This window comes from Xiashengella succiniciproducens (assembly GCF_023674465.1).
Lineage (GTDB): Bacteria > Bacteroidota > Bacteroidia > Bacteroidales > Marinilabiliaceae > Geofilum > Geofilum succiniciproducens.
This window is the reverse complement of record NZ_CP098400.1, coordinates 1075285-1088571: the sequence shown is the minus strand read 5'-3', so window position 1 is coordinate 1088571 and position 13287 is coordinate 1075285. Positions and strand designations below refer to the sequence as shown.

The 13287-nt window shown below is 38.5% G+C and carries 7 protein-coding genes; 4 read left to right on the top strand and 3 right to left on the bottom strand.

Going from position 1 to position 13287, the window contains the following annotated elements; genetic code table 11:
* Positions 1–3: 3 nt before the first annotated feature.
* Genes M9189_RS04570 through M9189_RS04565 form a run of 3 tightly spaced genes read right to left on the bottom strand, consistent with a single transcriptional unit; the run spans position 4 to position 2271 of the window.
* Complete coding sequence (locus M9189_RS04570) at positions 4–1410, bottom strand: GspE/PulE family protein (RefSeq protein ID WP_250724976.1); 1407 nt, start codon at positions 1408–1410, stop codon at positions 4–6.
* Positions 1401–1859, bottom strand: coding sequence for a prepilin peptidase (locus M9189_RS13020; RefSeq protein WP_473163707.1), 459 nt, complete (start codon positions 1857–1859; stop codon positions 1401–1403). Before M9189_RS13020 ends, M9189_RS04570 begins: the two co-directional genes overlap by 10 nt.
* Positions 1860–1863: 4 nt before the next feature.
* On the bottom strand, positions 1864–2271 hold the full coding sequence (locus M9189_RS04565; RefSeq protein ID WP_250724974.1) for a type IV pilin protein: 408 nt from the start codon (positions 2269–2271) through the stop codon (positions 1864–1866).
* Between the two features lie 512 nt (positions 2272–2783).
* Between M9189_RS04565 and M9189_RS04560 the strand changes: the two genes are divergently transcribed.
* The 4 genes from M9189_RS04560 to M9189_RS04545 all read left to right on the top strand — a co-directional run bounded on the left by M9189_RS04560 (position 2784) and on the right by M9189_RS04545 (position 13286).
* Positions 2784–6107, top strand: coding sequence for a hypothetical protein (locus tag M9189_RS04560; protein WP_250724972.1), 3324 nt, complete (start codon positions 2784–2786; stop codon positions 6105–6107).
* Between the two features lie 100 nt (positions 6108–6207).
* Positions 6208–6678, top strand: coding sequence for a hypothetical protein (locus M9189_RS04555; RefSeq protein WP_250724970.1), 471 nt, complete (start codon positions 6208–6210; stop codon positions 6676–6678).
* 12 nt (positions 6679–6690) lie between these two features.
* On the top strand, positions 6691–7443 hold the full coding sequence (locus M9189_RS04550; protein ID WP_250724968.1) for a hypothetical protein: 753 nt from the start codon (positions 6691–6693) through the stop codon (positions 7441–7443).
* 398 nt (positions 7444–7841) lie between these two features.
* Positions 7842–13286 carry a DUF6443 domain-containing protein gene (locus tag M9189_RS04545; RefSeq protein ID WP_250724966.1) on the top strand — a complete coding sequence of 1815 codons (5445 nt, stop codon included), beginning with the start codon at positions 7842–7844 and terminating at the stop codon, positions 13284–13286.
* Position 13287: the final 1 nt, after the last annotated feature.

Sequence of the window (13287 nt, the reverse complement as noted above, 5' to 3'; positions counted from 1 at the left end):
TCATTATATTGAAATCTCTTCTATTGATGTTTCGCCGGCTAAAACCATATCTAACCCGGCCTGATGTAAGGTAATTATATTTCGATTTCTTAAGATGGCATCAACGTCTTGTTCGCCTTCTCTTATTTTTTGAGCTAATTCGTTATCAATAGGGATTACTTCGTAAATTGCTTTTCGTCCGCTATATCCTGTATAATAACATTTTTCACATCCTGTGGCTACATAATGATATTCATTATTGTTACCAGGCAACATTTTTTTGACATCCGATGTGGCTGCTGCTTTTTGTTTACAGTGGGGGCATAATAGCCGGACCAAACGTTGTGCTACACACATAACCAGGGTATTGGCAATAAAATATGAAGGTATTCCCATGTCAATCAAACGGGTAATACTACCCCAGGCCGTATTGGTGTGAATGGTCGAGAAAATTAAGTGACCTGTTAATGAACTTCGTATGGCCATTTGTGCCGTTTCCTGATCACGAATTTCGCCTAACATAATGATGTCAGGATCTTGTCGTAAAAACGTACGTAAGGCGCTTGCAAAGGTTAATCCTATTTCTTCTTTTAACTGAACCTGATTTATCCCTTCCAGGGTATATTCCACCGGATCTTCAATGGTGAGGATATTGTCGCATTCCTTATTCAGTTTCCGTAATGTGGCATACAGTGTAGTACTCTTTCCTGAACCTGTTGGGCCGCAAATCAGAATAAGCCCGTATGGTTTGGAGATAGCATTTTCATAGTCGTTCAGTTGTTTTTCGTTAAAGCCCAGTCTGACAAGCTCTAATAGCTCGACATGACGCGTTAACAAACGTAAAACTATTTTTTCGCCATAAATAGTTGGTAAGGATGAAACGCGAACGTCAAATTTCTTCTCGTGGCGATTAAACAAGATACGTCCGTCCTGGGGTAATCGTTTCTCCGAAATATCTAATCGTGAAAGTATTTTGATCTGGTTTATCAGTGATGCATAATTTCTCCTTTCAACAACGTAGCGTTCTATTAGTTTACCGTCTATCCTAAAACGGATTCTACAACGTTCGTCGTAGCATTCTATGTGAATATCACTAACATAGCAATCAAAGGCCTCTTCGATCAACTGCATTAAAAAATCTTGTCCGGCAGTAATGTTATCAATAGCATTGCCTGATTTTTTTAGAACATTGGTTTTTCGGTAATATAGCTGAAGATTCTTTGATATTTCTTGCTCGGCTATGGCATTACATATAATTCGATAACCTGATAATACTTCTATTTCAATTGAGGTTTCCGTATAGTCTTTTCCTTCAATTGCATAACAAAATAAGGTGTTCCCCTCAGTTTTATAAGGAATTAACTGATATTCCCAGGCTTGTTTTGACGAGAACAATTGAATGATTTCAGTCGGGATCTTTTCTATTGACATAGTTTAATGATTAGGTATCCACAAAAAACAAAGCCGGAGATCCCAACAAATGGTATTGTTGTGTGTGTCTTTTCTGTTTTAAGTTTAAAAAACCACCAAATAAGCGAGGTTATCATTGATAACAATAAAAATAAAAGATAAGGTTTAAGCGCCATAATGGGAGTTAATGCGCACAAATAGAATGCGTCGCCAATTCCAAAATAGTTTTTAAATAAAGTTTTTGGATTTTTTTTTCTAATAAAAAAATAAATTGTAACCGATAAAAAAAGATAGAGCAAAAGCAAAAAGTTAAGTATACAGTTTTCTAATACAATATGCCACGAATAGGCGTAAAATGAATATCCAAATGAGAAAACAAATAACAATAGTATATGAATAATTGAAATGGCACGTTGCCTAAAATCTTCAATTATCATACATACTAGTGGAATAAACAATCCTGCTGCCATTCATTTAATCTTTTTCTATCTCGCGAAGTTCCTTGTCCTGGTTGATTTCCCATACATTATAATCTCCATCATCATCAAAATCAACAACAGCAGTTGCTATGGCTTTAAATCCGTGTTCGTCGGCTTCGGTTATTTCTATTTTATAATTAGCATTACCTCCTTCGGTCACCAGTTTTTGTTGTTCAAATCCTAAATCTTCTAACGATGAGGAATAGCTTGAATATGAATAGAAGTTACTTTTTTGCAAAGTGTGGAGAAATATTAATTGTTGTTGAGCTTCAGCACTTTTAGCCCGTGAAATAAGTGGCATTAGGTTTGGCAGTGCAAGTAAAACCAAAATTCCCATAATTACTAAAACAACCAATAATTCAGGTAAGGAAAATGCCTTGATCTTTGTTACGACTTTCTTCATACAGGTTATTATCTGGTTTATCAATGTTCATATTTCCCGCATTACAACCAAAACAAGGTTCCCCACGACAGGCGGTTCATGTTCTGTTTGAAAACAACGATTTGAGAAACACTGTTTAAATTGAAATGTAAAGTTAAAAAAAATAAAATATTGACTACTGATAACATAAAAATATTTAAATGCATTAAGGATAGTAGTATGCATTAGTGATAATATGCAAATATTCATATGATTTAATTTTCCAGATTGATTTTGTTAAGGTAAACTAATATTGACAATATATTTTTTTTAAAAAATGTTTTTAAATTTGATCAAAAAACCAAGTATTATGCTATTTAAATGATTATAAAATTACATCAATAATTATAGATAGTTATTAATGTATTGTTTGGTGTCTATATTGTGTTTACAACACTTTATTTGTATTATTTCTTTAATTAGCATACAACTTCATACTAAGTATGAATATTAAAATTTCCGGAGGAGTTGACGGATAATCTAAACCCAAGTAAATGAAAATAAGCACTCTAATGTTGGGTATGCTATGCATATTTGGTATCACTATGGCTCAAAATTCTGACGAGCATGCCATTTACCCAACAGCACTACCAGCCGACACATGGAACTTTATTCAGTATGGAAATTTTGATACAAATCCATATACAGGAACTGTTAGCATAAGTATCCCTATTTACACGTACGAAGACCCTGATTTTAAATTCCCCATATCGTTGCATTATGGTTCAAATGGGATGGTACCAAACCGGATACCTGGAATAGTGGGGCACGATTGGAATTTAAATATCGGTGGCGTTATTACCCGAACCGTGAGAGGTATTCCTGATGATGTGCCATATAATGGCCAACAGGAATTTTGGACAACTCCATTTATGTTAGCCTCTCCTGTTTTAATTACCAGTAAAGTGTTGATGGCTATTGGTGTTAGTGACGTGTATGGCTTTACCAGTCTTCCAGGTAGTCCTCAAAATGTCTATGGGTTTGCTTATATGCATTTAAAAGAACCTATGCCTGTTTTTAGCGGTTCCGGAGAAGATATATTCTTCCCTATGTATGTATTTTCAAAAAGTTTAACAGAGCCTTTAATAACACTATATGGAAGGTATGAAAATCCGGCCGCTGCGTTTGGCACATTTAGAACAAGTGTGACTGGTACATCTAGCGAAGCGTGGTATCAAGAACCACCGAAGGCCATGTTTTACGATACCCAGCCCGATTTATTTCACTTTAATGTATGTGGATATAGTGGCGATTTTACCATGGGATTGTGTAATGAGGTAAAAGTGTTTAACACCAATGTTCCTGCCGGTGAAATAAGTGTTGCTTTTGAAAATGACGCTCTTGACGGCAATAATTCAGCTTTAGACCCTTTAGGCAAAGATGGAAATCGTATTCCTTATGGCGGATGGAAGCGTATTGTAATTACAGTAGGCGATGGCACAAAGTTTATTTTTGAGAATAAAGTGTATTATTGGTTATCTCTTTTATGGAATAATGAGAATGTAGCAGAATCAGCTGGTTCCCGTTCACGAAACGCATGGCATCTATCTTCTATTGAAGCAATTAACGGACGAAAGGTAACATTAGAATACGATCGAGTTGAAAGCTCCTCTAAAAATCCGCCGTTGGGTGGTCTTCGATATGGGTTAGACTCCGAGGGATATTCTTGGCCAGATTTTTTTGTTGGACAACTTATTCCATTATTAAAAAATGTTGTTGTTGACAATGACAGTACAATCACTTTAACCTACGAGAGGTATGATAACAATACTAAAACAAGGTTAAAGTCCATAATAATAAAACACAAGTCGAAAGATTTAAAGACAGCCAGTTTAAACTATATCAATCAATTTTACGGTAAGAATTTGTTTCGTAGTTTTTTGCGGTCGGTTAGCGTTTCTGGCGAAGGAGAGTACCAAATGGAATATTTGGGGATTGATAGTTCTTTGGTAGTTAATGCACCTGAGGTAGGAACTCTTAAACTGGATCATTGGGGATATTACAACGCAAGGAACATGTATCTGGCTGAATTAGATTACGACTCATCAGGCGAAGAGGTAATAAATGAAAGATATCATCAATCTGCGCCTGATTCTACTTCGGCTAAATTTGGAATGCTCTCGAAAATGAAATGGCCAACGGGAGGATATACAAAATATACTTATGAAGCCAACCGTTACGATAAGGTTGTGGTATTAGATACTATATATAACGATAAATATAGAATAGGAGAAGCAGTTCGGGATATAACCAATAAACTTCCTTCCCGTACGGTAGGCGGATTACGTATAAAAAAGATTGAGAATTACGATAAATCAAATGTTTTAACCGGATTTAAAGAATTCCGGTACAATATAGGTTTGCTCTGCAAAGAGCCATTCCATGTAGCGATGTTTGAAATGGTTGCTGCTCCTGAAACACAACTGAGCGTTTTTAACCCTAGTGATAATCAACAAACGGGATATCTATTATCCGGTAATATTAAGGTTAGCGGAGACATTATGTCATCTGATTTTAACCAAATAGGGCAATCCCATATTGTTTATCCCGATGTTACGGAAATACATGCCGATGGCTCTTATACAAGATATGAGTATTTATCCTTTTTGGATTCGGATTTACGAAGTTTTAATAGTGAAAAACGTGTTATTAAAACACCGGATGGAGAAGCATTGGATGCTGATTTTTTTGCAAAAAGTGCTTTTGAGGAAATTAATAAATATTACATTTATTCCCCATCCCCTGGAATTGATATGTATTATGCTAATGGTATTTATAATCGAAATGCCCGCGTCTATCAAAAACTAATGTGGAAGTCGTCGGTTAATGATTTGGGGTTTGGAAAGCCCAAAATGATAACTAGTTACAATTCATCCAATCAGGTAGTTTGTCAAAAGAAATTCGAATATAATTTAAGTGCATCAAAAAATACTTTGTGGTATCCTCAAACGCCTTTAACAGGCCCTGGGGGTGGGGGGAGATATATTGGTATGAAACCTTCCATAGCTGAAAGTCCTTTGCTTATAAAGGAAACTGAGACGCTTTATTACAATGGAGAAATAACTATCAATAAACAGACCGAATATAAATACAATGACAGTCACCAGCTGATTAAACGGATTGAAACATCCTCATCGTCGGATGATGTTTTTGAGACCAACTATGTTTATCCACTAAACTTTCGTGTTGATTCATATTCTCCCAATTCTGGCGGGATAAAAACGATATATACTTACCCTTCTGGTAGTGTTGGAATAATGGCAAAAAAAATGGTTGATAAAAATGTGGTAAATAAACCATTGTCGAATGATCAAATGGTGAATGGAAATCAAACACAAAAGATTGATTATACTTATGTACAAAGTGGAAATCTAATTAACCTTGCTCAGATTTCACAAACCAGCAATGATGGTCAACTAGTATTGCAAACCAATGTTGAGTATTACGATAGTAAGGGTCGTCCTTTGCAGGTTCGTTATCCCGATGGAAAGGTTGAAACCATAGTTTGGGGGTATGGCGGAAGGTTTGTGGCTGCCAGAATAGAGAACAAAACAAAGGCCCAGGTTGAAAGTTTGATAGGAAGTCTTCAGATTCCATTAGTTGGCACATTGGATTATCAGAAAGAAAAAACTTTGCGCGGGGTGTCGGATGCTTATGTGACTACCTACGAATATTTAGATGGGGTTGGCATTTCGCGGATAACCCAGCCCGACGGCACCTCGGCCTTTTTTGTTTACAATACAGATGGGAAATTAGTGGGAGCTTTCGATACTAATGGAAATCCTGTTTCATCGGTAAATTATAACATCCAGAAATGATATGTTTATTAGCACCAGCCTTGAGGAAGGTGTTGTGTCGAATAAATACAGTGTTCTACTGTAGTCGAAAGTAATTTTCGTACAATTAAACTATTAACCAATGAAAAGGATATATATAGTATTATTGCTCATTTTAAGTGTGTGTAATGTTAAGGCGCAATCAGGAGCATGTGACTTTCAATTTTCTGTGACAAATAAAAATTCAATTGTTTATAATTCCGAGTGTCTCCTATCACATAATCAATATTTGATACAAAATGTTGATTTAAAGTTTGATGAGACTTCAGTAAAAGTAAGATTGACACAAAGTCCGACTGGATGGACATATAATGACGTGTCAGATCCAGGTTCAGGTTCAGGTTTGGAAATTCTTTCAAAAAACAGTGAGCAAATAGAGGTCTTTGTAGGAAATAAGGCAACAGTGAATGATTACTCTGGTTCATTCACGTTAGTCATAACATATGCTAACGAATCGGAACGAATGATAATATATCTGACTGTTGCATATACTCAAAAATATGGTTTCTCAAATCCGGTAACTGATGATAGAATAGATTTCAAATTTTATTAATAGAATAACGAGATGAAAAAAAAATATATAATACTATTGATGTCTTTGTTGTGGATAACCGAAGTATCTGCTCAGATAGTCTTAGAATATAATAAAATTGAATATGAAGACGGGGCAACCATTGTTTGTGATAGGTACGATGGTGTGGTTTTCAATATTTTGGACGCTACGAATAATTATGATGGATTAAGAACGGATTACAAATTTGAAAATTACTCTGAAATTTTTGGTACAGAAGTAGTAAGAGATGTTATTGGAAATAATGGTACGTTTCGACTGAAAAATCCATGCAATACATGGTGTGTCGTTTTGAACTATTCGTGGAAGGTGATGAAAAACTCAGATTTGATTTTTGAGGGTCAGTCCGCTTTTACTTTTGTCACAACAGCCTATAATTTATTGAAGCAAGATTGCAGTAAAGCAAAGAAGATAACAGGAGGTTGTATCGCTCCGTATGTGATAGTTGACCATCAGACGCAACTCTATATACCTGAAGGTATTGGCCCAACTATAGATGGAATACCATTTGATAAAAACAGTGTCTATGCCTATAGGTGGCAATATAGCGATAATAAAGGAACAACATGGAGTGACCTGGAAGGAACAGCAGCCGATTTGAATACAACTGTTGTTGAAGGTAGATGGTTCCGCCGCCAGGCAAATGTTATGGGAACCTGGTATAATAGCAATATTTGCGAAGTGCGTAATAATAAATACGGAAACAACAATTACATTCTTAAACGCCGTTATATTACAGGGGAATGAGACCTATAAGAAATGCAAAGCTAAAACAAAGATGGAAATGGAATTAGACCCAACTGCTAAACAATAATTTTTTGTCAATCGTTAGATCATCTTGCAAAAACAATATTTCAGTTCAATGAAAATATAACGATGGACAACTATATCAATTAACGACTTGTATTCAAATATAATTTAAGTGGTTAATGCCAGGAAAAAGCTGCGTATGAATTTGCAGGTTTTGGGGTTATCCAATGTGAATAAATCAATATAGAAGAAACAAAATTATGAACGAACTATATTTTACCTCCACAGCCTCGAAGCATAAGCTTTTGAGGGGCTGCATCCAGATAAACTGTAACAGATATAATGCTCATGGAGGCATTCCACGGCTTCTGCAATTGTATATACAGGTAAAATATATGAAATGTTTACTTGTGATGTTACTGTTTGTCATTACATCACAAGTAAAAGCATTTTCACAAACGATTAATCCTCCAACAACCTATGGCGCAACAATATGTGCCGAAGGAACAGCTGTTTTAACGGCAGTACATTCAAACTCTGGTTCTTCTACTGGCAACACTGTTATAGGTCAAAAGTGGTATACCAGCCCACAGAAAATCAATAGGTTATCTGATAGTGAGGTAATAATTCAATATACAGGAAGTATGTACATAACGTCCGTTACGAAGACGTTCTCTACCAGTACCACTTATTATGTGGTGAATGTAGGCTCGAATGGACATGAAAGCTCCCCAGCGCCTGTAACCGTAACAGTAAATCCTCCAACAAATCCCACCTTAACAATCACACCTGATATTGGCTACATCTGCGATGGAGAAACAATTACTTTCTCAGCCAGTTCCAATGGGTCATTGTCTGGTTATTATTGGACCGCTTCCGGTGGAGGTGTGTCTGGTTCTGGGTCAGGGAGTACTTTTTCAACTGTTTTCAGACAGGGCACAGTGGTGTCATTATCGGCAACCTCTTCGGGAAGTGGATGCTTTAAATCAGGTAGGGTTTCTGCTACAACCAATAGTATGTCTGTTATTGTAAACCCCAAACCGACCGTTTATACGGTTACTGGAGGAGGTAGCTATTGTGAGGGAGGGACTGGAGTGTCCATTCGCTTATCGGGTAGTCAGACCTCGGTATACTATCAACTATATAATGGTTCGACCCCTGTAGGCCCGTTAATATCAGGCTCCGGTGGTGTCATTGATTTTGGTAATCAAACCGCCGCTGGCACATATACAGTTGCAGGTATTGCAAAATCTGGGTACTGTAATGTCCAGATGTCTGGAAGTGCCACGGTAACAGTAAATCCAACTCCAACAGTAACGATTACAAACCCAGATGCTGTATGTTCTCCATCAACGGTGAATCTAAAAGCAGCGGGAGTGACTACTGGCTCAACTGCCGGTTTAACCTACACTTATTGGACGAATTCCAGTGCAACAACCTCGTATACAACCCCAACTGCCGCCACAGCCGGCACCTATTATATTAAGGGAACAACAGCCCAGGGTTGTTCCAGTGTTAAGCCAGTCACCGTAACAGTGAATCCAAAGCCAACGGTTACAATTACAAATCCAGATGCTGTATGTTCTCCATCAACGGTGAATCTAAAAGCAGCGGGAGTGACTACTGGCTCAACTGCCGGTTTAACCTACACTTATTGGACGAATTCCAGCGCAACTACCTCGTATGCAACCCCAACTGCCGCCACGGCCGGCACCTATTATATCAAGGGAACAACATCCCAGGGTTGTTTTAGCGTTAAACCAGTCACGGTAACAGTAAATCCAACTCCAACAGTAACGATTACAAATCCAGATGCTGTATGTTCTCCATCAACGGTGAATCTAAAAGCAGCGGGAGTGACTACTGGCTCAACTGCCGGTTTAACCTACACTTATTGGACGAATTCCAGCGCAACTACCTCGTATGCAACCCCAACTGCCGCCACGGCCGGCACCTATTATATCAAGGGAACAACATCCCAGGGTTGTTTTAGCGTTAAACCAGTCACGGTAACAGTAAATCCAACTCCAACAGTAACGATTACAAATCCAGATGCTGTATGTTCTCCATCAACGGTGAATCTAAAAGCAGCGGGAGTGACTACTGGCTCAACTGCCGGTTTAACCTACACTTATTGGACGAATTCCAGCGCAACTACCTCGTATGCAACCCCAACTGCCGCCACGGCCGGCACCTATTATATCAAGGGAACAACATCCCAGGGTTGTTTTAGCGTTAAACCAGTCACGGTAACAGTAAATCCAACTCCAACAGTAACGATTACAAATCCAGATGCTGTATGTTCTCCATCAACGGTGAATCTAAAAGCAGCGGGAGTGACTACTGGCTCAACTGGCGGTTTAACCTACACTTATTGGACGAATTCCAGCGCAACTACCTCGTATGCAACCCCAACTGCCGCCACGGCCGGCACCTATTATATCAAGGGAACAACATCCCAGGGTTGTTTTAGCGTTAAACCAGTCACGGTAACAGTAAATCCAACTCCAACAGTAACGATTACGAATCCAGATGCTGTATGTTCTCCATCAACGGTGAATCTAAAAGCAGCGGGAGTGACTACTGGCTCAACTGCCGGTTTAACCTACACTTATTGGACGAATTCCAGCGCAACTACCTCGTATGCAACCCCAACTGCCGCCACGGCCGGCACCTATTATATCAAGGGAACAACATCCCAAGGTTGTTTTAGCGTTAAACCAGTCACGGTAACAGTAAATCCAACTCCAACAGTAACGATTACGAATCCAGATGCTGTATGTTCTCCATCAACGGTGAATCTAAAAGCAGCGGGAGTGACTACTGGCTCAACTGGCGGTTTAACCTACACTTATTGGACGAATTCCAGCGCAACTACCTCGTATGCAACCCCAACTGCCGCCACGGCCGGCACCTATTATATCAAAGGAACAACATCCCAGGGTTGTTATGATATAAAACCGGTAACTGTAACAGTTACTAATTTTGTAGAGAACATAGCCTATTACGATGGTTTGGGGCGCATTGCCCAAAGTATAGCCATTGGTGCTAATAATGGCAAAAATCTGGTAACGCCCGTAGCATATGATTTGATGGGTCGCACCTCTATATCCTATCTGCCTTATATCAATACAAAAAGTGGAAATTATGATGCAAATTGGAAAAACAATCAGATGAATTATATAGACACATTGTATCCCAATGATGCACGTGTTTTTTCGGAAACGGTTTATGAAAAATCTCCTCTTAGCCGCGTGGATACTACTTTTGCCGTAGGGAAGGATATGTTGAGTTATCCAACCGTCAATACCTATGGATACAATTTGGCCAACAGTGTTGTCAAGTTTTCAGTCGATGCCCAGGGAAATCTTCAAAGGAATGGTTATTATGACCAGGGCCTGCTTCACAAACAAAGTGTAGCTCAGGATGGACAGGAAACCATAATCTACAAAGATGCTTTTGGTCGGGAGCTAGCGAAAGTACAAAATGATAACGGTAAAAAATGGTTTACATATACCGTGTACGATGGCTACGGCCGTGTAGCCATGATATTGCCACCCGAAGCCAGCGACCGGCTAATACCTCCGAATGCTGTTAGCGCTGATATAATTGCAAAATATGCTTACCGTTATATTTATGACGGGTTTAATCGTGTAATAACCAAATATTTGCCTGGGTGTGAGGCAATAGAGTATGTTTATGATAAAGGCGGCCGTGTAATAGTGACAGTTGATGGTGAAATGAATACACTTTTTACTGAATATGATGTAATGGGTAGAAGCGTCCGTACTTCAATGGTTCAACTTAATACTGATCTTGCCACGTTGCGACGTTATCCGGAAACCGTTAATAGTAGAGTAACGGTGTTAAAAACGTTGGCCGAATACAGATATGACAATGCCGATAACCGTAACCTCGTATTTCAGGCCAACCCGATAGTGAGTTCAAATTTGCTGAGCCCCTCTGATAAGGGTAGGTTAGTTTACGAAAAGCAATATGTACTCGATGACGATACTTATTTAGAACGCAACTTTTTTTACGATACCCATGGTCGCCTCATTCAAACTGTAGAACGTGATGCCAGTGACTATTTACATACCTACACCACGCAATATGATTTTGTAGGTAATGTGTTGAAAAACAGCGAAGAACATAAAATTGGCAGCAAAACAGATAGTAAATTGACCGAAAACACCTACGACAGCTACTCACGCCTGTTAAGCAGCAAAACAACCGTTAACAACGGAACACCTGCTACTGTCAGATTTACATACAACGATCTTGGACAGCTAGAAAATACCACTTATGGTACTTCTCAAACGCTGACTGAGAGGTACGCCTATAATATTCAGGGGTGGAAGATCCAAACGGCAAGTTCAAAATTCAGTTTGAACTTGCACTACTTTGATGCTAAGTATGCTACCCCATGCCATAACGGTAATATTGCCGAGATGGATTGGCTGCAAAGTGGTCAGCCGCTAAAGACTTATGCCTTTACCTACGACAAGCTCAATCGTTTGACCAGTAGTGCCTTGTACGAAAACAATACACTTACCAGCCGCTATGAAGAGAAAAGTCTGACTTACGACGGTCAGGGCAATATACTCACGTTGATCCGCACCAACGAGAATAGTGTGGAAACAACATATAACTACACATATAACGGTAACCAGCTGACAACGTTGACCCAAAATAGCACTGCGTATAGTTATACCTATGATGATAAAGGTAATATGGAGCACGATGGCAGGAAAAATTTGGATTTTACCTATAATGTAGTAAATTTACCTAGTGTTGTTAAAAAGAACAATACCGTAGTTGCTCAATATCGATATCTGGCCAACGGCACTAAATTAAGCGTAAAGGGAGCAGATGGGAAAGGATACTCTTATATGGGTAGCATGATATACACCAACAACAATGGAGTATTAGCATTAGAGAGTACCGATTTTGCCGGGGGACGTATTTACGCCACCAACAACACCACCGAGGCCCATTACCATTTGAGCGATCACTTAGGCAGCCCGCGCGTTATCCTAAACGAAAGCATGGACATACTGGAGCAGAACGATTATTACCCGTTTGGAATGCGCCACGACAATGCTGCAATGATGGTTTCAAACAACAGGTTCCGTTACAATGGTAATGAGGAACAACAAATCGGAGGATTGGATGTGTTGGATTATGGTAAGAGGTTTTATGACCCAGCTTTGGGGCGTTGGCATAGTATTGACCCAAGAGCTGAAAAGTATGATGGTTTATCTCCTTATAACTATTGTGCGAATAATCCAATAAAATATATTGATCCAGAAGGTGATACAATTATTATTGGAAACCTTATTGATCGGACTCTTAATAAAATTGGAATAAAAACTGAATACGTTCAGAAGGTAGAACAGGATATTATTCAATTAAAATTTTCTGGCGATTCCGAAGTGCGTGATATGATTAATGAGCTAGAAAGTAGTCCCAGAGATCATAAGATTGTACCAACTAAGAGTGAAAAAGAAGGTAATTCTGTTGATTTAAATAAGAATAAAGCAAAAAGAGGGGAAAAACAAGGCACTACAATTAATTATAATCCAGATAAAAAAACTACTGTGGCAGGAGATTTTCGAGAACCGAGAGTTGGTTTAGCCCATGAAATGCGACACTCTAGTGATGCTGATAAAGGAGTTATGAATTTTAATACAACTTCAAATGGAATTCCTTTATATGAAGTAAAAGCAGTTAAAACTGAAAATAAAGTAAGAAAGGCAATTGGGTCACATAGGCGAATTACTTATGGAGGGCAAGATATACCAAGAGGAATGTTGAGAGAGGACTATGAAATTAAATAGC

What these genes read in the sequence shown, in the direction of transcription:
- M9189_RS04565 (WP_250724974.1), bottom strand. Translation starts at nt 2,271, where the DNA reads ATGAAGAAAGTCGTAACAAAGATCAAGGCATTTTCCTTACCTGAATTA.
- M9189_RS04545 (WP_250724966.1), top strand. Translation starts at nt 7,842, where the DNA reads ATGAAATGTTTACTTGTGATGTTACTGTTTGTCATTACATCACAAGTA.
- M9189_RS04550 (WP_250724968.1), top strand. Translation starts at nt 6,691, where the DNA reads ATGAAAAAAAAATATATAATACTATTGATGTCTTTGTTGTGGATAACC.
- M9189_RS04560 (WP_250724972.1), top strand. Translation starts at nt 2,784, where the DNA reads ATGAAAATAAGCACTCTAATGTTGGGTATGCTATGCATATTTGGTATC.
- M9189_RS13020 (WP_473163707.1), bottom strand. Translation starts at nt 1,859, where the DNA reads ATGGCAGCAGGATTGTTTATTCCACTAGTATGTATGATAATTGAAGAT.
- M9189_RS04555 (WP_250724970.1), top strand. Translation starts at nt 6,208, where the DNA reads ATGAAAAGGATATATATAGTATTATTGCTCATTTTAAGTGTGTGTAAT.
- M9189_RS04570 (WP_250724976.1), bottom strand. Translation starts at nt 1,410, where the DNA reads ATGTCAATAGAAAAGATCCCGACTGAAATCATTCAATTGTTCTCGTCA.